The following is a 19217-nucleotide window of genomic DNA, read 5'->3' on the forward strand; positions in this document are numbered from 1 at the left end:
TTCATCGTTTCTTCCTTCGAAAACTACTTTTGTCCCCACCTTATTTATACCGCCTTAGCGTTTCTTCTGCGTGACAGCAGATCTTTTGAATTAGCTCCTGAGGTTCTTCAATAAGGGCATGAGCACCTAGCGTATAGAAAAAAGAAGCCATGTAGCTTAATTCATTTCCGTCCGTTATCGTATCAATATAGCCAGTGCCATCACGCGTCACCTTCACATGATTTTCAAGCCACGGAACGCCTTTACACTGACGAACGCCTTCGTGCGTCAAGGTTACTTTTAACGAAATCGGCTGTGTGTTTTCAGGAGTTGTTTCAAGCCATTCCTTTAACGTAAGAGACTTCTTTTCGTCTTTTTCTAAAATCTTTAATGAGTGAATACGATCTGCTCGAAACAATAATACTTTTTGCTTATCGTAGGAATAAGCGGGGCAGTACCATAAACCGTTATGAGCATAAATGCCAAGAGGCTTGGCTTGTTTCCTTGTTTGACCCGTCCTTGAATCATAAAGAAATTCAATATATTTTCCTTCAAGGCTTGCTTCTAACAGCGCTTTCAAATAAGGAGTGTTTAGATTTCTTTTAGGATTCCAAAATGCAATATGAGCACTCATTTTATCTACTTTTTTCTTCGTTTCTTCAGACAAATATACATAAAATTTTTGAAGAGCTGCATGAATTTCTGCATCAAATGGAAGGTTATGATAATACTGCAGAGCTTGATAGGCAAAAAAGATCGAAATGGCTTCTTCTTCTGTAAACAAAATAGGAGGGAGAATACGGTTTTTTAACACTCTGTAACCACCGCTCCGTCCTTTTTCACTGTAAAGAGGCAGTCCTAATTCGCTTAAGTCCAGTAAATAGCGCTGAACGGTCCGCACGGAAAGCCCAAATTCCTCTGCTAGTTCTTTTGCCGTAAACGTTCTTTTTGTGTTAATAAACATGAGCATATCTACAAGTCGTCTAGATTTAGCCATTTATTTTCACCTTTTTCTTTTAATATGACAAAAAGTGTCGTATTAAGATGATATCATACAGAAACAGTAAAGTTGAAAGGAGAAAAGGGAATGAAGAAAAAAATTGTCGTATATATTGCTGCAAGCTTAGATGGGTATATCGCAAGAGAAAACGGAGAGATTGACTGGCTACAAAGCGTAGAAGGAGAGGGAGACAACGGGTACGAAGATTTTTATCAAACGTGTGATGCGGTCGTTATGGGAAAGGCTACGTACGACCACGTGCTGAAGCTCACACCTGAGTTCCCGTATCTCGATAAAAAGTGCTACGTGTTTAGCCGATCAGCTCAAGGAAAAGATCAGTACGTAGAGTTTGTAAACGAAAGCGTGGCGTCATTTCTCAACAACCTCGATCAAGACGCTAAAAAAATATGGCTAGTGGGAGGCGCTGAGATCCTTGCTGATTTCTTAAAAGCAGAGAGTGTAGATGAATTTATCATATCGGTCATTCCTGTTTTGCTTGGGGGTGGTATTCCGCTATTCAAACAAGGAATTCCAGAAATGGACTTGAAGCTTACCGATATGAAGCAGTACGGGCAAATCGCTCAGCTGTATTACAAAAGAGGATAAACATCCACCTTCTGTTATTTTAGGGACAGTGACATCAAGAGCGTCCTTTTTTCATAGTATATTTTTGGGGTGAAAAAATGCCAAGAGTAAGTTATCGAGATTCAGATGTTGCTTTAATGGCAAGGATGATGAGAGCAGAAGCTGAAGGCGAAGGAAAACAAGGCATGCTGTATGTTGGAAATGTCATTGTAAATCGCCTTAAAGCAAACTGTTTAGATTTCAAAGATTTAAGATCAGTTCCGCAAGTTATTTACCAGGTGCAAGGAGGCAACTATTCATTTGAAGCAGTTCAAAAAGGGAACGTATTTTATCAAAGAGCAAGAAGTGTTGAAAAAAGGTTAGCCAAAAAGAATTTGGATTATTGGAGAGAACACCCGGGGAAATATGCCTTGTGGTACTTTAATCCATCCGCTCCATGCCCTCCAACCTGGTACGGTCAGCCCGCTTCTGGTCAATACAAAAATCACTGTTACTATGAGCCAAAACCAGGAACGTGCGCTAGCGTTTATAACGGTTAGATAGCTTATGAGATATGCTGCATTCTAAAGGTTTGACCTTAAAAAACTTTAGCTGCAGGTGACAAGGTAGTCGTTCTTCATATAATGAAAGAAAGCCCTCTTTTCATAAAGGGGGCTTTTGCTAATTGGTGCATGTCTCATTTTGCTTCAAATTTTATGTTTTTACCAGCAGCAAATTCGGATTGATCCTTCGCTTTTGTATCCTTTACCACCCAGGACGTCTTTACCTTAGCTGCTGCTAAAATATCTTTGATTTGCTTATCGGTTAAGCCTTTCGTATAAAGGACAAATTCCCTTGTATAGATGTTTTTGTTTTCTTGCTCTTCATCTGCACCGCTGCCAAACCAATATCTTGTTTGGTGATCGTCTTTCATGTTATTAAAAGCTTCTTTATAGTTAGGTAGCTTAACTTGAATATCCGACAGGTAGTTCGTACCGCGTAAAGTAAGAGTCATATGTACTTTGTGAAAATCTTTTTTAGAGGGGCTTGTTAACCCTGATGTTCCAACTTCACTAAATTCTTTTTTCGTCAGCGGTGTAACTGTAGTAGAAACAGAAACTTTTGGATCTGAATTATTTGTCACAACGTCTTCGGTACTGCAGGCACTTAAAATGAACAGCGTTAAAAGAGCATAAATTGCTCCCATCACTTTTTTCTTCATGCTCGTTCTCCTTTGTCATTAATAGATAATGGTACTCATTCGCCATGTTCATTATCTTTACCTTTATTTGTCTCAACGTCATGATTAATGAAGAAAAGTATAGAAACATTAAAAAGAGAAATGCCTCGGCATTTCTCTTTTTGTTCTATGAGTCTGGATTAAGCGAAGTATGCGTATACTCCGGCATACGCTCTTCTTTTTCCGTTAGTTGAGTATCGGGGCTTTGCTGCTCTTGTGAAACAGGAGACAGCGTGGATTTTTGTTCATGATTCATGTTTGTCATTCCTCCTTCTATGAAGTGAGCTGTTAATCAAGTTTATACGTTTACTAATCTTGCTATTAATTTACGTTACATTGTAAAAAATATACAAATAAAACGTGCATAAATGTAAAAATAGTATAAAATACCATGATTATTTTTGTTTAGATACGGGTAGAGTTAAGTACATTACTTTTATCCATTGATGATTGAAAACACATACATAAAAAACAAAGGGAGTGGAGAAAGATGAGAAAAGAAGAGCAGCCTGTATTATCTGATTTTATTGAAAAGGACCAATTTGAGTTAAATTCATATTTAACCTCTTTACTTGAAACGACAAGTGAAAAGAAAGAAAATCAAAGTTGATGAGTTGAAAACATAAAGGGCTACTTTCCATGTGGGAAGTAGTTTTTTCATTTGTGAACTTGATATACTTATTGGACAAAGAGGTGAGAAAGATGAACCAAAAAGACGTGGTTTCGAAAAGTATTTTAACAAAAGCGACCGGCTTTTTGGCATCCGGTTATACTCATAGTTTAAATCCGTATGCTGGATGTACATTCTCCTGCAAATTTTGCTACGTGCGAGAACTACCAATTCAGCGTTTTAAAGAAATGGAGTGGGGAACGTGGTTAGAGCTGAAATTCAACGCAGCTGAAGTCTATCAAAAAGAAATACAAAAACTGCGAAAAAAAGAGCAGCCGGTGTGCATTTTTATGTCTTCAGCGACAGATCCCTATCAGCCGGCTGAGCGTAAAGCAGGCATCACTCGGGCTCTTTTAGAAACAATGATCAATCATCCGCCTGATTTTTTACTGATTCAAACAAGATCGCCGCTTGTGACGAGAGATATTGATTTGCTTTTACAGCTTCAAAAAGTATGTGACCTTCGCGTATCGATGACTATTGAAACAGACCGAGAAGATGTAAAACAAATTTTTTCTCCTTATGCTCCGGGGATGAAACTTCGTATGAATGCGTTAAAAAAAGTAAAAGAAAGCGGAATTTTAACGCAAGTAGCCATTGCTCCAATGCTTCCTTTCACGCCTGAATTTCCTGAGAAAATAGAAGGAATGATGGACCGGATTTGCATTGATACCTTGTACTTAGGAGACGGTTCCTTAGGGAAAACGTCTAAAAGGCTAGGGATGCCGGAACTATTTGATCAGCACGGTTTCCTAGACTGGTATGACAAAGACATTCATATCAAAGCCATTCGTTATTTTGAAAAATTTTATCCTTCTTCGATGATTTATCTTTCTCAAGAAGGGTTTGCGCCGTAAAAAAAGAAGGGCCTATATAGCCCTTCTTTTCTCCATATTAATTTTTATACGTATCAAACATGTTTGTGTCATCAGGTACGTTTTCTAAATAACTGATCTTCCCGTTTTTATCTAGCTTAGCAATATCTTTTCCTGTTTGAGTAAATACGCTGCCAGATGCACGTTTTCCGCATACTGCCCAAGGCGTTTCAAACATGTCCGTACCTTCAACTGCTTTCCAGCCTTCGAACATATGCTTAATATCAGCATTTTCTTTAAAAACCATTTTCACAAACAGCTTCCAGTTTTCAATGCCTTGCTTTTCGTGGCCGTTTAAGACAAATACGATATCGTCTGAAAAAAGGCTCACCAATTCTTCAAATGCTTGTTCGCTTGTACGTGATTGATCGAATAAATCAAAATATCTATTTAAGTTTTCCATGATAATCTCCTTTGGGTGCTACAGCACCATTTTTTCTTCTACAGTTGCTTTTAGCATGTCCAGGTTTTCTTTTGGACATTTTTTATGAATTTCATTTGTAAGCGTGGCAATGGTTTGCCGTTTTAAAATGGACTGCCATGAAGATTCGGCTTCTTCCATTAAATCGGATAATAAGCAAATATCTTTGTCTTTTAAATTAAGCATATCGTGAAAAATACCGCTTGATGAATAAAGAGACTGCTTGCCTTCAATGGCTACGTATACGTCATAGATTCGAATTTCTTCCGGCGTTTTCTTTAAGCAAAATCCACCTTTGCTACCAGGAACGGAAGCAAGTAAATCAGCGCTAACCAGCTTGCGAAGAAGCTTTTGAAAATACGTAGGCGAGCCCCCAAGCTGAGTGCTGATAACATCTCCTGGCAGCACAGCTTTTTCAGGTAAAAACGTAAGCAGCAAAATGGCATACACCGATTGCTCAACGCCTGTTTTCATGTGCAAAAACATCATCTCCTGCTATATGTGTACAACGTGGATAATATTTATCCACGTTTAGGTTATCATACCGCTTATGAAGCAAAAAGTAAAGCAGTTACTTAATATACACGCGATATTCGTGTATACTGTGAAAGAAGCAGCAACAAAATACGGAGATGAGAGAATGACAACTATTGCAGATATCGCTCGGCTTGCAGGAGTAGCAAAAAGCACTGTATCCCGCTACCTTAACGGAGGGTCTGTGAGCGATGCGACGAAACGAAAAATTGAAGGAATTATTAAAGAAACAAACTATAGCCCAAATGCTTTTGCTCAAAGCTTAAAAGCAAAAAAAACAAATATCATCGGTGTCATTGTTCCGCGCATGGGTTCTTTTGCGACTTCCCGCACATTAGATGGCATTGACCAAGAACTTAGAGACCACCACTATCAAATGATTGTTTCCAATTCTAATCAAGATTTAGAAAGAGAAATTGAAAATATTTATACGCTGGCTAAGCAGAAGGTAGCCGGTATTATTTTGCTTGCCGTTCAGATTACAAAAGCTCATTTGGAAGCGTTCCGTACGATTTCAATTCCCGTTTTGCTAATTGGACAGGAGCATAAAGAAGTTCACAGTTTAATTCACCAAGATTACGAGGCTGCATGCGACATTGGAAGGTACATAGGGGAAAAAGGGCATAAAAAAATCGCTTTTTTAGGCGTAACTGAAAAGGACATAGCTGTAGGTGTAAAGAGAAAAGAAGGGGTAAAGCAAGGTCTTAAAGACAGCGACTGCGGAATCCGCTGTTATGAAACAAGCTTTAACATGAGCGATGCAATCGGAGCAGCTACGGCAGTGATGAAAGAATTTAACCCGTCCATGATTGTATGTGCGACCGATAACATTGCGCTTGGTACGTTAAAGGCCGCTTATTTAAACGGACTGCGCGTTCCTGAAGATGTATCCATTACCGGCTTTGGAGGCTATGAAATTACAGGTGTGATTCATCCGAGCTTAACAACCGTAAAATATTACTATAAAGAAGCGGGCCAAATGGGAGCACAGCGAATTATCAAGCTAGTTAACGGCGAAGAAGTCGAAAAGCTTACACTTTCGAACTATGAATTGATTGAAAGAGAAAGCGTTGACAATCGTTTTACATAAAAAATGATTGACAGAATGTAGGAGGTGCTATAGTATAAATGGTGTAAATACAAACAAATAATTGAACGTATCTCCTAAAGGGGAGTAGCTTTAACAGCAAAGTCGTCATTACAGAGATTATCTCTCGGCTTTGTTGGCGACATTATGTTGTTAGCAAGACCTTTACCGCTTATTTGGTAAGGGTCTTTTTTGTATTCAATTATAAAAAAGGAGGAAAAGGCTCGGACATTTAGAGGAGAAACGTTACATAAAAAGAGAAGGTGGAGGTAACTATGGAGGAACTAATTGGCGTATCAGTGCAAGGTTTGCTGCAAATTATTTTTCTTGATTTAATTTTAAGCGGAGATAACGCGATTGTGATTGCAATGGCGGCTCGTAACGTACCAAAAGACTTACAAAAAAGAGCGATTTTAATTGGAACAGGCGGCGCGATTGGTCTTCGATTATTATTTGCGGCTATTATTGTCCCATTATTAAAGATTCCATTAATCGGAGCGGTCGGCGGCTTGATGCTAGTCTGGATCGCGTATAAATTATTAGCCGATAATCACGAACACGGCGATAACCCTCAAGGTGGAGCAACGGTATGGAGTGCGGTTAAAACGATTATTATCGCAGATGCGGTCATGTCATTAGATAACGTATTAGCTCTAGCTGGTGTAGCTCATGAATTTGTTCCAATTATGATTGGTGTATTAATTTCAATTCCGATTATTATTTGGGGAAGCAGCTTTATTATGAAAGCAATGGAAAAATTTCCGATTATCATTTACGCTGGAGCGGCGATGCTCGCATGGTCTGCTGGAAAAATGATTGTTGAAGATAAAATTATTGGTGGATTTGTTCCAAGTACAGCTTTACATCTTGCTGTTCAAGTTATCTTAACGATTGCAGTTGTAAGTATTGGATACATGAAAAACAAAAAAATGAAAAAAGAACAAGCCCACGCAGCTTAATAAAAAAAGAGCGTACGGATGATCCGTACGCTCTTTTTTTATGATTCGGGATAGTGCATAAGTAAAAAAAAGCTTGCTTCTTCTTCAGATGAATTGATATAGCTGTGAGAGGTATTTCCTGAAAAATGCAGAGCGTCTCCTGAGACTAATTCATGTTCTTCACTTTCAAAACGAACCGTTAATTCTCCTTCTTTAATAAGTAAGTATTCATCTCCTAAGTGAGTTTTTGCTTCATGCACGCATCCGGGCTTTAATGTGACAATGTAAATTTCAAACTTTTTTTCCGGGTGATAAGGAAAAAAAGAATACACTAAGTAATCACCTTTGTTGTCCGTGATGGGATCTAGCTGTTTTATGCTTACTTTCTGCACATCCGGAGTGTCTTCTTTTATAAATACAGAAAAAGAGACTTGAAGGCCGTTCGCAATCTTCCAAAGCGTAGTAACTGTCGGACTGGATTTACCTTTTTCAATTTGTGCAAGCATTGCTTTGCTCACACCTGTTAATTCAGAAACTTGATCAAGCGTCAAATTTCGATTTTTTCGTAGTTTAACAAGATTTTTAGCAATAATATCTTGAATCGCGTCCATTGTTGTACTCCTTTAATGATTATAAAGATAGTATAACATACCGTTGTTTAATATAACGTATAGATGTATAATATAGCAGAAAAGGAGGGAGTACGGTGATCGCAGAAAAAGCAGTACAGCAGAGAGAAAAAGTGGATCTAACGTTCAGACAAGGGGCCAAGGACTGTGTCCCTACGCTACTCGGTTACATAAGCATAGGGCTTGCCGCCGGGATTGTCGGCGTGTCCTCGCATCTTTCCGTTATGGAAGTTACTTTATTATCAGCGCTCGTGTATGCCGGGGCTGCTCAGTTTATTATTTGTGCACTGATGGTTGCGAACAGTTCGATTTCAGCTATTATTCTCACAACATTCATCGTTAACTTACGACATTTTCTTTTGAGTGCTACGGTCGCGCCTAAATTCACAAAATATTCGTTATTAAAAAACGTCGGAATTGGAGCACTTCTGACGGATGAATCATTTGGAGTGTCTTCAAATAAAATTGCAAAAGGGGAGCCAATTAATGACCGCTGGATGAACGGATTAAATATAACGGCTTACGTCAGCTGGATTATCGCCTGTACGATGGGAGCCATTTTTGGGCATTTGCTATCTGACCCGGAAGCCTTTGGATTTGATTTTGCCTTAACGGCTATGTTTTTAGCTCTGCTTGTTTTACAAATCGAAAGCGTGTTACCTTCAAAACTTAATCATTATTTACGTTTAATTCTTTATATGGCGATTATTATGATTGTGCTGTCTTTTTTGGTACCTTCACATGTAGCTGTCTTAATTTCAACGATTATTGTAGCGACGATTGGGGTGGTGACGGATAAATGAGTATCCACTATTCAACACTTATCATTATTTTAGGGTGTGCCCTTGTTACCGTAGTTCCTCGTATTGTTCCGTTTTTAGTTGTGCGTAACATCGCGCTGCCAGAACCCGTATTAAAATGGCTGTCCTATATTCCTATTTGTATTTTAACAGCACTTGTTGTACAGAACTTTATCATTCAAACAAATGACAGTGTGAAAATTAACTGGCCCGTCATCATCGTAGTTATTCCAACCTTACTGATTGCGCTGAAAACAAAAAGTTTATCCATCACCGTTATTAGCGGAGTTGGAATGATGGCGCTGCTTCGTTTGTTTTTATTTTCATAAAAGAGGCTTTTCGTTTAGTTGAAGATAAAATTGAGTCTACTCATAATATGTTCATTCATAAAAAAAGAAGCATCTTTTATAGCTCTACCATGCTTTTAAAAGGTGCTTCTTTTTTATTATACGTTTGTTGAAACAGGCAAGCTGCTTAGCGTTGTAAAACAAAAAGCCATTTTTTTTGCAAAATGCAAAGGAGGCTCTACAGATTGAATATGAAGATACATAAGGACGGGTTCTGTAAAAAGCCAATGGTTATGCAAAGCGCTTACGATAAGACCTTGCCGCGCAGCAGCTTCTGTAAAACGAGGGATTTCTTCTTGTAAAATAGCAATCTCAGCCAAGTTTAACGCGTTTCCCTGCGCGTCTATCGCCTCAAATGATACGCCAACAGGAACGACAGAGCTGCTTTTCCGCCCTTGAACAGAAGCCTGAAAGCTTCTTTTAAGCGACACTGAGCATCCTGTTGGACTAACTTTGCTTTTAGCGTTTAAAATCTGGCCAAACTGCTGACATATCTCACTTGTAGTATACATATAAGCCCCTGCCTTTCTTCTATACTCTTAGTAAGCTTTATGACATAAGAGCTTCACTTATGCAAACCGTGTTCTTATAAAAAAATCCTCTTCACGATGAAGAGGATTTTTTTATTATTCAGCATGCGATGAACGTTCGTTTAACAAATTTTCATAAAAACGAGCAAGTGAAGCAGAAAGGTATGGAATAGACCATAAAAAGCCGATTCCTACTGTAATAATACTTAATAAAAACCAGCCAAGAAAGCTTAGCAGCAGCAGGAAGTACTGTCCTTTATAACCATTCATCAACCTACGGCTTTCTGTAATCGCTTGATTCATCGAGTAAGTAGGATTGTCTTTACAAATATAGTACGTTTGTGAATATGCCAGTGCTTTAATAATTCCAGGAATCAGTAAAAGCAGTGACCACAGCATCACATAAAGAGTCATAAGTACATAAATTCCTAATGACTTTACATAAAGGCCAAAGTCTTGGAATGTTTTAAACAAGTGCCCCAATCGAACAGATTCACCTCGTGCTAGACCTAAAAATGCCCAGTAGTTCGCCATCAGAAGAGGCGAGAAGACAATAGCAAAGGCAGTTGAAATCCATGAAGCGGAATCAGATTCATCTTTCATCCAATTGTCATAGCCGCCGCTTGCCACAATTTCAAATGGAATAGGCAGAAGCGTATATACTCCGTACGTCACCACTGTCAGTAGAATCGCAAGTCCCCAGCGATTCTTTAAAGAAGCTTTAGCTTCTCTTTTAATCGTACCGATGTTCATGTTGTTCCTCCTTTAATGTTGCAAAACAGTATCTTTTTTGCTCGTATTAACATGTAAACCATGCACAATTGTTAATTTTGTATGAAATGAAAATAATAGTCAATAGGTTCTGAGATGAAAAGAGCGCTCTTACAAAAATTTTTACTAGACAGATAGAAATCTCTAAGTAGCTACAATCTGCTTTTGAAGAAGGAGGAGGTGCAAAAGCACTGTGTGCGATGTTTTATTTTAGTATGAAGTGAAACCCTCATGGAAAGACTTTCTAAGATAGGAGGGATTTCTATGTTTGAAATGATTAAAATGATGCAACAAGTCTTAAACAAAAAGGAATTTTCTTATTGGGTTCATCAAGATCTTTTTAGTTTTCAATGGTGGCTCATAGTAGTGATAAACGCTCTTTTTCTGCTGCTTTTTTACTTTTTTATTGATAGACAGCGCCTCTTTTTTATGCTTCTCGTTTTTTTTATCAGCTTTGACATAGTCGGTTTAGTAGATGAATTCGGGAAATTTTTTAACCTGTGGTGCTATCCTCACCAGATGCTGCCGTTTACAGATCGCTTCAATACGGTTGACTTTGCTATTATTCCGGTAAGTATTGCACTCGTCTACCAATTTTTCAGCAAATGGAAATTTTTCTTTATCGCACATATTATTACGTCTGCCGTTATTGCTTTTATAGGCATTCCAATATTCAAAGCGCTGTATTTGTACAAATTGCTGAACTGGTCGATGTTTTATTCATTTCTTACAGTATTCATCATGGGAATTGTCGTGAAAATAATTAGCGATTGGATGGCAGGTAAGAAGAGAGGTTATAGGGTTAGCTAAACAAATAATACTCCTGTCTATTTGAGATAGGAGTATTATTTGTTTAAAGGAAAACGGCAGTATTCCTTTATAATAAATGTAAGAAAGAATGAGAGGAGACCGTGAAAGTGGAAAAAGCGAATATCACCCGGACATTTTATGAGTTGGAATGCAGCCACTTAAAATCAGAGATACGAACCTCTGCTAAAGAGCTTTCAAACATTCTTGCAGATGGTTACGTGGAGTTTGGCAGCTCGGGCAGGGTATGGAAACGAAAAGATTACAATAACAATCATGTACTTTCGCCAGATGTATTTGAGATCTCTCATTTTCATGTAGACGTATTGTCTCCTGACTGCGTATTAACTACCTATCATCTTATGAACCATACGGCAGAAAAAAAGACGCTTCGCAGTTCTATTTGGCGAAAAAGAGAAGAAAAGTGGCGCTTGTTTTTCCATCAAGGCACAGTGACAAACGGTGAGTAATAAATAAGATTATTCGGTTATTATTATACTTTCCCTCTATTTGATGCTATGATGAAAGTATATTTTGACGTAAGGGATGTTTTGAAATGAGCAAAAATAACGTAAAAAAAGAAGTGTTTTCATGGATTAAGTCCATTGTTATTGCATTGGTTATTGTAGTGGGAGTTCGCCATTTTTTATTTGCGCCAACTACGGTTCACGGTGAATCGATGTATCCAACGTTTGAAGATTCAAACCGCGTTATTTTAAATAAAATCAGTGATGTTGATCGCTTTGATATGATTGTATTTCATGCACCGGATGCAGATGAAAACTATATTAAACGTGTAATTGGACTGCCAGGAGATACGGTAGAAATGAAAAACGACGTTCTGTATATCAACGGCAAAGCTTATAAAGAGCCGTATTTAAAAGACTCTAAAAAATCTCTTGCACCTAATGAAAAATTCACGGAAGATTTTACGCTTCAAACGCTGCCTGCAACTGATGGCAAAGTGAAGGTACCGAAAAATTCACTATTTGTCATGGGTGACAACCGTCCTGTAAGCCATGATGGACGAGCATTTGGCTTTATTTCACAAAAATCAGTGATCGGAAAAGTGCAGTTTCGCTACTATCCGTTAAATGAAGTAGGCGAACCGAAATAAAAAAGACAGAAAGACTGACGAAATTTAATTCGTCAGTCTTTTTTTGTTGGGTGAAAAGAACTGATTTTTAAAAAAACGACTTGCTTTATGCAAGTTAAACATCTTCTAAAGAATTAGTAAATTAGACCTTATGTTACTTCAAAGTAAGAGTAGGTACTGATAGGTAAGTGATTTTTATGGGTATACAGATATATGAAGATAAAGAAGCAAGGATTTTGGAAAGGAGCAGGTCAGCATGAAAAACGTATTAATCATTAACGGACACGAGTATTATAAAAAGTCAAAAGGAGAGTTAAATCAGACGATTTTTAATGAAATGCAGCATTTACTCGCTGATCAATTTGACATTAAAACAACGGTGGTTGATAAAGGCTACGAAGTAGAAGAAGAAATTGAAAAGTGGCTATGGGCTGATGTTGTGATTATGCAGACGCCTATTTACTGGTTCAGCATTCCCGGAAAGTTTAAGCAATATATTGATCGCGTGTATATGGATAACATTTTCTTTAAAGGTTCCAATCAATACGGGCGAGGCGGCTTATTAACGGGGAAACAATACATGTTTTCTCTTACATGGAATGCGCCGGAAGCGATTTTTAACAATGACGAAGCTTTCTATGAAGGAAAAAGTTTAGACGAAGCCATTATGCATTTGCATAAAATGAATCAGTACGTCGGTATGAGTCCACTTCCAACATACTCTATTCACGATGTAGTTAAACATCCAAACATTGATCACTACAAGCATAAATTAGAAAATCACGTAGCAGAAGTATTTGGAATAGTTGAGGGACATTAAAAATCAATCTCTACAAAAAAACCGACTAAACAGTCGGTTTTTTTTATTCATTATGATGCAAAAATCGTATCTCTTAATTATTGGAGCTGAGGATTCAAAGCCGATTTATATGGCAACGGTTGTAAAGAGGAACTTCCCTATATTAACGGCAAAATTGTGCGCGTAGAATGTCATGAATGCAATCGCACAATGGTATTTCAAGTTGATGTTTATAAAGAGTTTTATAAAGAGGTTTATAAGCGTGTCTCTACGAAACCTAACCGAGTATCAAAAAAATATAAAAAAGATATAAATAAATTTTTAATTGGAGTTCCTATAAGGTTAGTGAGCAAGCCTTATCGTCTCATAAAAGATTTTAACGAATCCATGCGTACTATTCACCGATACAAAAAATGAACTGCTGCTCTTAAAATTTTTATATAAATGATTTCCTTGAAAATCATGTTTTGGATGTTTAAGGAAAGGGTATAGTAAATAGTTCTCCGATATGAAATGAATTATGAAGCAGTACTTACACGTATCTTTACTTTAAAGTCTAAGAAGGTGAAGGTATGGGATGGATGAACGACTAGAAAATAAACGTTGGGTTGCCTATTGCCCTGTGACGGATCGGCTCGTAAATCTAGAACTTTCTTCTATTAAAAAAGAAGGAAAGAAAGACATCATCACCAGTTGTACAGGCATTGAAGATATTTGTCATACTTGCTTTATAACAAATACCGGGGATGTATCAAAAACATAGCGCGATGTTTGTAAAAGAGATGTGAGTTAGCGCTGCCTGTTATTATGACTCATGCACAAACACCTGTAGTATTTATCTTTTTTTAAATGCTACAGGTGTTTTTTGTTTAACTGGAATCTTTTGAAAATAAGCTTGCTGAGCACTTACAGGATCTGCACATCAAGCAGCAATTTTAATTGTGAGAATGCTTTTTTAGATGTTATATAAATTTTATCAGGTATGGAGCTAGGAAAAGTAAAAACATAAAAAAGCTGCTTTATATAAAGCAGCTTTCTTACGTGACAGTTTCAAACTTCAGGGTGTGAGGTGGGATAGTTTTTGTTTACCCCCCTATATGTAAATAAAACAATCTAAATGATAATGAAGTAGAAGTTATTTATTCCATTTGTTTATAAATTGTTTAAATCCAACATGAAGCAGTTTAGCGTTGGAAAATAAGGGAAAAAGCATACTAACTTGCCTGTGTATATTTAGAAAAGGAGGGATAAAGATGTCGTTAGCTCATTTTGATGATATTTCAGAAATTTGCTATGCATGTGAAAAACAGCCTCTTGGGAAAAGACAAAAACGCATTGGCGTATGGACGGAAAAAGAAATGAGAAAGCCTGTTGAAGAGAGAGTAGAAAATCAGAAGGTGGTCGCACTTTCTCGTTAATGTAAAAAAGCCTTTAGCTCATCTAAAGGCTTTTTTACGTATTGGCGTTTGGACATGTGTGAAGGGTCATAGAAGCAATCGTTATAAATCTTCTAGTCTTTGAACTTTTTTGCCTTCTATTTTATGCTGTTCCATCGTTTCTTTTAACTCTTTGTTCGCCGTTGTCATCGTTGTTTCATTTGTTACGCCCATAAATGACCAGCCGTGAGATTCAAGCCAGTACTTGAATTCCCGCAAAAACTCTTCCTGCGTTCCTCCCGTATGATAAAAAGCTCCTTGAATTGTAATAGCCGGTTTTTCCGTATTATACGTCACATACATTTTATTTGCACACATCCAAATAGACCTCCTTTATTAATAAACAAACGTAAATTGACAAAGAAGCGCTGAATCATTCCTCAATAGTTACACTATTTCTCTATTTGACTGCTGTTTTCCTTTTTATCTCTGCGATTAATCATAATTAAATCAAGTTTTTTACAGAAAGAGGAATGTAAGTAAACAGATAAAAAGCTCGTTTCGCAATGAAATCGTCATATTTCTACATATTCTTTAAGGGGCATGTAAAAGTTGTAACATAATGAATGGCACTGTAAGAAACTTAATCCAATTAGAACAAATGTTACTGTTTTTTTTAATGAAAAGGCGAATCTATGTGCTAAGGTAATAACAGGTTCAAATTTTAGGAGGTAGTTTTTGTGAGTAAAAAACGTGTAAAAAAATGGGCAGTTGCTTCTGCAGCGTCTGTAGCATTTCTAGCAAGTCAAGGAACAGCATCAGCAGCAGCTTCGCACAAAGTCGTAAAAGGAGATACCTTGTGGGGGCTTGGCCAACAAAATGGGGTTACGGTAGATGAGCTGAAAGGTGCTAATAACCGCCAAAACGACATGATTTACGTTGGAGAAACATTAACGATTCCTGACCAGGGACAAGCACAACCTGCCGCTAGTCCGGCAACATCTGTACATACAGTAGCACAAGGCGAAACGTTATATCATATTGCAACACAAAACGGCATGACTGTGGATCAGTTAAAAGCTGTTAACGGTTTACAAAGTGATATCATTACCATCGGACAAACATTAAAACTTCAAGGAGAAGCACCGGCGCCGGCACAAACTGCTCCGTCTACATCGGTTTCTGCACAAGATCAAGATTTACTAGCTAGATTAGTAGAGGCAGAAGCAAAAGGTGAGCCGTACCAAGGAAAAGTAGCGGTAGCAATTGTGGTATTAAACCGTGTAGCTTCACCGGAATTCCCAAATAACATTCACGACGTTATTTATCAGCAGCTAGGAAACGGCGTCTATCAATTTTCACCAGTAGCAAACGGAGCAATTAATCAGCCTGCATCAGAAGAATCAAAACGAGCGGTAAGTGAAGCATTATCAAACCCGCATGAAAACGATGCGCTGTTTTTCTATAATCCGAAAATCGCTGAAAGTCAATGGGTTGCAACGCAGCAAGTAACGGCAGTTATCGGAAACCATGTATTTGCAAAATAAGTAGATTTCTTTCAAATATAAACATATATTTCATATATATGTAATTGCGATACAAAGAGGCTGCGACAAAAGTATTTTGCTTAAAGTTAAATCCGAACCATTAATAATTATTAATGGTTCGGATTTTTTGTTGTTATGGTGAACGTAGATTTCATGTATGTAGTTATTTCTAGCTGGTGGTTAGAGGCGAAGACTCCTGCGAAAAAAGCGTAAGGGATGAGACCTCACGGAGCGCGAAGCCTTGCACGGAAATCAACAGCGGTGAAACAAGCAGTCCAGATCATTTATTCCTATTATTCGTCTTTAAATGAGGGCGAGTTAGGTATGTTTTAATCTCTTATGTATGAAGAGAGAAATAGCTCTTTTTAAGTTTAATTGAACCTTAAAATGCCTTAACAGATCCATCTGTTAAGGCATTTTTTTGCTTTAATTTTAAGAAAACCATTGATTATTTAGAGAATAATGGTATTATAGGGGTAGTCAATTGATAATGATAATCATTTACATATGATATAGAGGAGGAGATAACTAGACTTCTAGATGAAAGAAAGGAGCAAGGAAAGTTGAAGTTTTATCAGTTAATTCTTGTGTTTGCTGTACTAGCGGTTTCGTCTCTTTTTGTAGGAGTACAAGACCTGTCAGCGATGGATCTGTTTCATTTAACAAAAGAAGAAAGCCAAACGCTGTTTTTTAGTCGTTTTCCTAGGCTTTTGAGTATTATTATGGCGGGAATGAGCCTTAGTATTTGCGGGTTAATTATGCAGCAAATTACGCGAAATAAGTTTGTCTCTCCAACAACTGCAGGAACGATGGACTGGGCAAGACTTGGTGTGTTGATTTCTCTACTAGTATTTGCTTCAGCAAGTCCTCTATTAAAAATGAGCATTGCTTTCATTTTCTCACTTGCGGGCAATCTATTGTTTATGAGAATACTAGACAGAATTAAATTTAACGATACGATTTATATTCCACTAGTTGGTTTAATGCTCGGCAGTATCGTAAGTTCCCTAGCTACCTTCATCGCTTACAAATACGATTTGATTCAAAACCTTTCTTCATGGCTGCAAGGCGACTTTTCGCTAGTAGTCAAAGGGCGATATGAACTTTTATACCTGAGTATACCGCTCTTAATAATTGCTTATCTTTACGCAGATAAGTTCACGGTTGCTGGTATGGGAGAAAGCTTTTCAATCAATTTAGGCGTGAAATACAAACAAATCGTAAACATTGGATTAGTCATTGTTTCGCTTATTACGTCGATTACGATTTTGACCGTTGGCATGCTGCCTTTTTTAGGATTAATCATCCCCAATATCGTATCGATTTACCGTGGAGATCATTTGCGAAAAAGCCTGCCTCATACAGCGGTGCTTGGAGCTGTATTCGTACTTGCGTGCGATATTTTAGGCAGAGTCATTATTTTCCCTTATGAAGTTTCTATTGGGTTAATGGTCGGTGTAATAGGAAGTGCGATCTTTCTTTTTATGCTGATAAGGAGAGGTCGTTATGCATAACAAATATAAAATTATTATTCTGGCCGCGCTGGCTATTTTGTCGGCTGCGCTGTTTATCAGCTATGATTTAGGCTACTGGCAGTACACGCTGCCGCGAAGAATTGAAAAAGTCGCTGCGATTGTTTTAACCGGAGGAGCAATTGCGTTTTCATCCGTTATCTTTCAAACGATTACCAATAATCGAATTCTAACTCCTAGTATTCTAGGACTGGATTCACTGTATTTATTTCTGCAAACGTTTATTGTGTACATCTTTGGCTCGACGAATATTGTCATCATGAACAAAAATCTTAACTTTCTTCTTTGCGTTTCGCTGATGATTATCTTTTCGGTCTTGCTTTACATACTGATGTTCAAAAAAGCCGGTAAGAATATTTTCTTTATTTTACTGGTTGGAATTGTGTTCGGCACGTTATTTAAAAGCATGTCTTCATTTATGGAAATGCTGATTGATCCGAATGAATTTCAAATTGTACAAGATAAATCATTTGCAAGCTTTAACAATGTCAATACTGATTTGCTATACATAGCAGCGGTTATTTTTATCCTGCTTGGCATTTACGTATGGCGTTTTACCTCCATTTTTGATGTTCTGTCGTTAGGAAGAGAACATGCGGTAAATTTAGGTATTGATTATGACAGGCTTGTCAAAAAAATGCTGATTGTGATCGCCATTTTTGTCTCAGTGGCCACAGCTTTAGTTGGGCCGATTACCTTTCTTGGACTGCTTGTTGTGAACCTTGCGAGAGAACTGTTCAAAACTTACAAGCACACCTATCTAATGATGGGATCACTGCTGCTTAGTGTTATAGCCCTCGTCGGAGGAGAATTTATTGTTGAAAAAGTGTTCACCTTCAGCACCACGCTGAGCGTCATCATTGACTTTGCCGGCGGAATTTACTTTATTTATTTGCTGCTAAAGGAGAATAGATCATGGTAGAAGTAACAAATGTCAGTAAAAAATACGGAGAAAAAACCGTTTTAGAAAAAACATCTGTGGTGATTCCAAAAGGGAAAATCACATCATTTATCGGCCCAAACGGAGCGGGGAAAAGTACGCTGCTTTCCATTATGAGCCGTCTTATTAAAGCCGACTCAGGATCAATATCAATAGAAGGAAAAAATATAGAGAATATTGACAGCTCGGATTTAGCCAAAAAAATGAGCATTTTAAAACAGTCCAATCAGCTGAATATCAGACTTAGCGTACGTGAACTCGTAAATTTTGGCCGGTTTCCTTATTCAAAAGGCCGGTTAACAAAAAGCGATGAACAAGCGGTTGATCAGGCGCTGAGTTATATGAAGCTTGAAAGTATTCAAGATAAATACTTAGATGAACTGAGCGGAGGACAGTGTCAGCGAGCTTTTATCGCTATGGTCATCGCACAGGACACGGAGTATATCTTCTTAGATGAACCGCTCAATAACTTAGATATGAAGCATTCTGTTGAAATTATGAAGCTGTTGAAACGTCTCGTAGAAGACTTAGGCAAAACCATTGTGATTGTCATTCACGATATTAATTTTGCGTCTGTCTATTCGGATTACATCGTGGCGCTTAAAAACGGTGAAGTGATCCGTGAAGGCCCAACAGAAACCATCATTCAAACATCTGTATTAAAGGATATATACGATATGGATATTCCAATCGAAACGGTTGGCGGACAGCGTATTTGCGTTTATTTTTCATAAA

At 37.7% G+C, this 19217-nt stretch carries 26 protein-coding genes; 17 read left to right on the top strand and 9 right to left on the bottom strand.

Annotated features, from left to right (window positions below):
* Positions 1 to 40: 40 nt before the first annotated feature.
* Positions 41 to 976, bottom strand: a complete 936-nt coding sequence (locus ACXAE4_RS11500; RefSeq protein WP_099331139.1) for a helix-turn-helix transcriptional regulator — start codon at positions 974 to 976, stop codon at positions 41 to 43.
* 90 nt (positions 977 to 1066) lie between these two features.
* Between ACXAE4_RS11500 and ACXAE4_RS11505 the strand changes: the two genes are divergently transcribed.
* On the top strand, positions 1067 to 1585 hold the full coding sequence (locus tag ACXAE4_RS11505) for a dihydrofolate reductase family protein (RefSeq protein ID WP_099331138.1): 519 nt from the start codon (positions 1067 to 1069) through the stop codon (positions 1583 to 1585).
* A 77-nt stretch (positions 1586 to 1662) separates the two neighbouring features.
* A complete protein-coding gene (locus ACXAE4_RS11510) occupies positions 1663 to 2103 on the top strand; it encodes a cell wall hydrolase (RefSeq protein WP_014459259.1) in 441 nt (146 codons plus the stop codon).
* Between the two features lie 137 nt (positions 2104 to 2240).
* Here the strand turns inward: ACXAE4_RS11510 and ACXAE4_RS11515 are convergent, their stop codons facing one another.
* Both ACXAE4_RS11515 and ACXAE4_RS11520 read right to left on the bottom strand, forming a co-directional pair.
* On the bottom strand, positions 2241 to 2765 hold the full coding sequence (locus ACXAE4_RS11515) for a hypothetical protein (protein WP_099331137.1): 525 nt from the start codon (positions 2763 to 2765) through the stop codon (positions 2241 to 2243).
* 145 nt (positions 2766 to 2910) lie between these two features.
* A complete protein-coding gene (locus tag ACXAE4_RS11520; RefSeq protein ID WP_255219776.1) occupies positions 2911 to 3039 on the bottom strand; it encodes a hypothetical protein in 129 nt (42 codons plus the stop codon).
* Positions 3040 to 3485: 446 nt separating this feature from the next.
* Between ACXAE4_RS11520 and ACXAE4_RS11525 the strand changes: the two genes are divergently transcribed.
* A complete protein-coding gene (locus tag ACXAE4_RS11525) occupies positions 3486 to 4310 on the top strand; it encodes an SPL family radical SAM protein (RefSeq protein WP_099000372.1) in 825 nt (274 codons plus the stop codon).
* A 37-nt stretch (positions 4311 to 4347) separates the two neighbouring features.
* Here ACXAE4_RS11525 and ACXAE4_RS11530 read toward each other — a convergent pair whose 3' ends face one another.
* Together ACXAE4_RS11530 and ACXAE4_RS11535 are read right to left on the bottom strand one after the other, a co-directional pair.
* Positions 4348 to 4731, bottom strand: a complete 384-nt coding sequence (locus tag ACXAE4_RS11530) for a nuclear transport factor 2 family protein (protein WP_028414480.1) — start codon at positions 4729 to 4731, stop codon at positions 4348 to 4350.
* Positions 4732 to 4749: 18 nt separating this feature from the next.
* Positions 4750 to 5229 carry an RrF2 family transcriptional regulator gene (locus tag ACXAE4_RS11535; protein ID WP_289578040.1) on the bottom strand — a complete coding sequence of 160 codons (480 nt, stop codon included), beginning with the start codon at positions 5227 to 5229 and terminating at the stop codon, positions 4750 to 4752.
* 160 nt (positions 5230 to 5389) lie between these two features.
* Here ACXAE4_RS11535 and ACXAE4_RS11540 point away from each other — a divergent pair, with 160 nt between their 5' ends.
* Positions 5390 to 6373, top strand: coding sequence for a LacI family DNA-binding transcriptional regulator (locus ACXAE4_RS11540; protein ID WP_475236055.1), 984 nt, complete (start codon positions 5390 to 5392; stop codon positions 6371 to 6373).
* A 272-nt stretch (positions 6374 to 6645) separates the two neighbouring features.
* Positions 6646 to 7329, top strand: a complete 684-nt coding sequence (locus ACXAE4_RS11545; RefSeq protein ID WP_028414478.1) for a TerC family protein — start codon at positions 6646 to 6648, stop codon at positions 7327 to 7329.
* A 38-nt stretch (positions 7330 to 7367) separates the two neighbouring features.
* Here the strand turns inward: ACXAE4_RS11545 and ACXAE4_RS11550 are convergent, their stop codons facing one another.
* Positions 7368 to 7919, bottom strand: coding sequence for a helix-turn-helix domain-containing protein (locus tag ACXAE4_RS11550; protein ID WP_028414477.1), 552 nt, complete (start codon positions 7917 to 7919; stop codon positions 7368 to 7370).
* Positions 7920 to 8014: 95 nt separating this feature from the next.
* Here ACXAE4_RS11550 and ACXAE4_RS11555 point away from each other — a divergent pair, with 95 nt between their 5' ends.
* Together ACXAE4_RS11555 and ACXAE4_RS11560 are read left to right on the top strand one after the other, a co-directional pair.
* On the top strand, positions 8015 to 8740 hold the full coding sequence (locus ACXAE4_RS11555) for an AzlC family ABC transporter permease (protein ID WP_033580524.1): 726 nt from the start codon (positions 8015 to 8017) through the stop codon (positions 8738 to 8740).
* Positions 8737 to 9066, top strand: coding sequence for an AzlD domain-containing protein (locus tag ACXAE4_RS11560; RefSeq protein WP_033580525.1), 330 nt, complete (start codon positions 8737 to 8739; stop codon positions 9064 to 9066). Before ACXAE4_RS11555 ends, ACXAE4_RS11560 begins: the two co-directional genes overlap by 4 nt.
* 116 nt (positions 9067 to 9182) lie before the next feature.
* Here ACXAE4_RS11560 and ACXAE4_RS11565 read toward each other — a convergent pair whose 3' ends face one another.
* Together ACXAE4_RS11565 and ACXAE4_RS11570 are read right to left on the bottom strand one after the other, a co-directional pair.
* Positions 9183 to 9596, bottom strand: a complete 414-nt coding sequence (locus ACXAE4_RS11565) for a DUF1259 domain-containing protein (RefSeq protein WP_028414474.1) — start codon at positions 9594 to 9596, stop codon at positions 9183 to 9185.
* 114 nt (positions 9597 to 9710) lie between these two features.
* Entirely contained in the window at positions 9711 to 10367 is a 657-nt protein-coding gene (locus tag ACXAE4_RS11570) for a DUF975 family protein (RefSeq protein WP_028414473.1), read from the bottom strand.
* A 282-nt stretch (positions 10368 to 10649) separates the two neighbouring features.
* On the opposite strand from ACXAE4_RS11570, the gene ACXAE4_RS11575 reads away from it, so the two are divergent.
* The 6 genes from ACXAE4_RS11575 (at position 10650) to ACXAE4_RS11600 (ending at position 14505) form a co-directional block, all read left to right on the top strand.
* A complete protein-coding gene (locus tag ACXAE4_RS11575; protein WP_028414472.1) occupies positions 10650 to 11195 on the top strand; it encodes a CBO0543 family protein in 546 nt (181 codons plus the stop codon).
* A gap of 107 nt (positions 11196 to 11302) precedes the next feature.
* Complete coding sequence (locus tag ACXAE4_RS11580) at positions 11303 to 11662, top strand: nuclear transport factor 2 family protein (RefSeq protein ID WP_028414471.1); 360 nt, start codon at positions 11303 to 11305, stop codon at positions 11660 to 11662.
* An 86-nt stretch (positions 11663 to 11748) separates the two neighbouring features.
* Positions 11749 to 12309, top strand: a complete 561-nt coding sequence (gene lepB / locus ACXAE4_RS11585) for a signal peptidase I (RefSeq protein ID WP_098112348.1) — start codon at positions 11749 to 11751, stop codon at positions 12307 to 12309.
* Positions 12310 to 12544: 235 nt separating this feature from the next.
* Positions 12545 to 13108: an NAD(P)H-dependent oxidoreductase gene (locus ACXAE4_RS11590; RefSeq protein WP_289578033.1), complete on the top strand. Its 564-nt coding sequence runs from the start codon at positions 12545 to 12547 to the stop codon at positions 13106 to 13108.
* A gap of 556 nt (positions 13109 to 13664) precedes the next feature.
* Positions 13665 to 13850, top strand: a complete 186-nt coding sequence (locus tag ACXAE4_RS11595) for a hypothetical protein (RefSeq protein ID WP_014459286.1) — start codon at positions 13665 to 13667, stop codon at positions 13848 to 13850.
* Between the two features lie 490 nt (positions 13851 to 14340).
* Positions 14341 to 14505 carry a hypothetical protein gene (locus tag ACXAE4_RS11600; protein WP_013057894.1) on the top strand — a complete coding sequence of 55 codons (165 nt, stop codon included), beginning with the start codon at positions 14341 to 14343 and terminating at the stop codon, positions 14503 to 14505.
* Positions 14506 to 14586: 81 nt separating this feature from the next.
* Here ACXAE4_RS11600 and ACXAE4_RS11605 read toward each other — a convergent pair whose 3' ends face one another.
* Positions 14587 to 14841 carry a hypothetical protein gene (locus tag ACXAE4_RS11605; RefSeq protein ID WP_013057893.1) on the bottom strand — a complete coding sequence of 85 codons (255 nt, stop codon included), beginning with the start codon at positions 14839 to 14841 and terminating at the stop codon, positions 14587 to 14589.
* Positions 14842 to 15203: 362 nt separating this feature from the next.
* On the opposite strand from ACXAE4_RS11605, the gene ACXAE4_RS11610 reads away from it, so the two are divergent.
* The 4 genes from ACXAE4_RS11610 (at position 15204) to ACXAE4_RS11625 (ending at position 19216) form a co-directional block, all read left to right on the top strand.
* Positions 15204 to 16010, top strand: coding sequence for a cell wall hydrolase (locus ACXAE4_RS11610; RefSeq protein ID WP_013057892.1), 807 nt, complete (start codon positions 15204 to 15206; stop codon positions 16008 to 16010).
* A gap of 563 nt (positions 16011 to 16573) precedes the next feature.
* Entirely contained in the window at positions 16574 to 17524 is a 951-nt protein-coding gene (locus ACXAE4_RS11615; RefSeq protein WP_028414467.1) for an ABC transporter permease, read from the top strand.
* Complete coding sequence (locus ACXAE4_RS11620; protein ID WP_034267834.1) at positions 17517 to 18464, top strand: iron chelate uptake ABC transporter family permease subunit; 948 nt, start codon at positions 17517 to 17519, stop codon at positions 18462 to 18464. The genes ACXAE4_RS11615 and ACXAE4_RS11620 overlap by 8 nt, the downstream gene beginning before the upstream one ends.
* The gene (locus ACXAE4_RS11625) at positions 18458 to 19216 is read left to right on the top strand and encodes an iron ABC transporter ATP-binding protein (protein WP_028414465.1); all 759 of its coding nucleotides are present in this window, start codon (positions 18458 to 18460) and stop codon (positions 19214 to 19216) included. Before ACXAE4_RS11620 ends, ACXAE4_RS11625 begins: the two co-directional genes overlap by 7 nt.
* Position 19217: the final 1 nt, after the last annotated feature.

It is taken from the genome of Priestia sp. ABM2_011 (assembly GCF_056158845.1).

Coding starts and splice junctions, on each gene's coding strand:
- ACXAE4_RS11500 (WP_099331139.1), bottom strand. CDS start 976: ATGGCTAAATCTAGACGACTTGTAGATATGCTCATGTTTATTAACACA.
- ACXAE4_RS11505 (WP_099331138.1), top strand. CDS start 1,067: ATGAAGAAAAAAATTGTCGTATATATTGCTGCAAGCTTAGATGGGTAT.
- ACXAE4_RS11510 (WP_014459259.1), top strand. CDS start 1,663: ATGCCAAGAGTAAGTTATCGAGATTCAGATGTTGCTTTAATGGCAAGG.
- ACXAE4_RS11515 (WP_099331137.1), bottom strand. CDS start 2,765: ATGAAGAAAAAAGTGATGGGAGCAATTTATGCTCTTTTAACGCTGTTC.
- ACXAE4_RS11520 (WP_255219776.1), bottom strand. CDS start 3,039: ATGAATCATGAACAAAAATCCACGCTGTCTCCTGTTTCACAAGAGCAG.
- ACXAE4_RS11525 (WP_099000372.1), top strand. CDS start 3,486: ATGAACCAAAAAGACGTGGTTTCGAAAAGTATTTTAACAAAAGCGACC.
- ACXAE4_RS11530 (WP_028414480.1), bottom strand. CDS start 4,731: ATGGAAAACTTAAATAGATATTTTGATTTATTCGATCAATCACGTACA.
- ACXAE4_RS11540 (WP_475236055.1), top strand. CDS start 5,390: ATGACAACTATTGCAGATATCGCTCGGCTTGCAGGAGTAGCAAAAAGC.
- ACXAE4_RS11545 (WP_028414478.1), top strand. CDS start 6,646: ATGGAGGAACTAATTGGCGTATCAGTGCAAGGTTTGCTGCAAATTATT.
- ACXAE4_RS11550 (WP_028414477.1), bottom strand. CDS start 7,919: ATGGACGCGATTCAAGATATTATTGCTAAAAATCTTGTTAAACTACGA.
- ACXAE4_RS11560 (WP_033580525.1), top strand. CDS start 8,737: ATGAGTATCCACTATTCAACACTTATCATTATTTTAGGGTGTGCCCTT.
- ACXAE4_RS11565 (WP_028414474.1), bottom strand. CDS start 9,596: ATGTATACTACAAGTGAGATATGTCAGCAGTTTGGCCAGATTTTAAAC.
- ACXAE4_RS11570 (WP_028414473.1), bottom strand. CDS start 10,367: ATGAACATCGGTACGATTAAAAGAGAAGCTAAAGCTTCTTTAAAGAAT.
- ACXAE4_RS11575 (WP_028414472.1), top strand. CDS start 10,650: ATGTTTGAAATGATTAAAATGATGCAACAAGTCTTAAACAAAAAGGAA.
- lepB (WP_098112348.1), top strand. CDS start 11,749: ATGAGCAAAAATAACGTAAAAAAAGAAGTGTTTTCATGGATTAAGTCC.
- ACXAE4_RS11590 (WP_289578033.1), top strand. CDS start 12,545: ATGAAAAACGTATTAATCATTAACGGACACGAGTATTATAAAAAGTCA.
- ACXAE4_RS11595 (WP_014459286.1), top strand. CDS start 13,665: ATGGATGAACGACTAGAAAATAAACGTTGGGTTGCCTATTGCCCTGTG.
- ACXAE4_RS11600 (WP_013057894.1), top strand. CDS start 14,341: ATGTCGTTAGCTCATTTTGATGATATTTCAGAAATTTGCTATGCATGT.
- ACXAE4_RS11605 (WP_013057893.1), bottom strand. CDS start 14,841: ATGTGTGCAAATAAAATGTATGTGACGTATAATACGGAAAAACCGGCT.
- ACXAE4_RS11620 (WP_034267834.1), top strand. CDS start 17,517: ATGCATAACAAATATAAAATTATTATTCTGGCCGCGCTGGCTATTTTG.
- ACXAE4_RS11625 (WP_028414465.1), top strand. CDS start 18,458: ATGGTAGAAGTAACAAATGTCAGTAAAAAATACGGAGAAAAAACCGTT.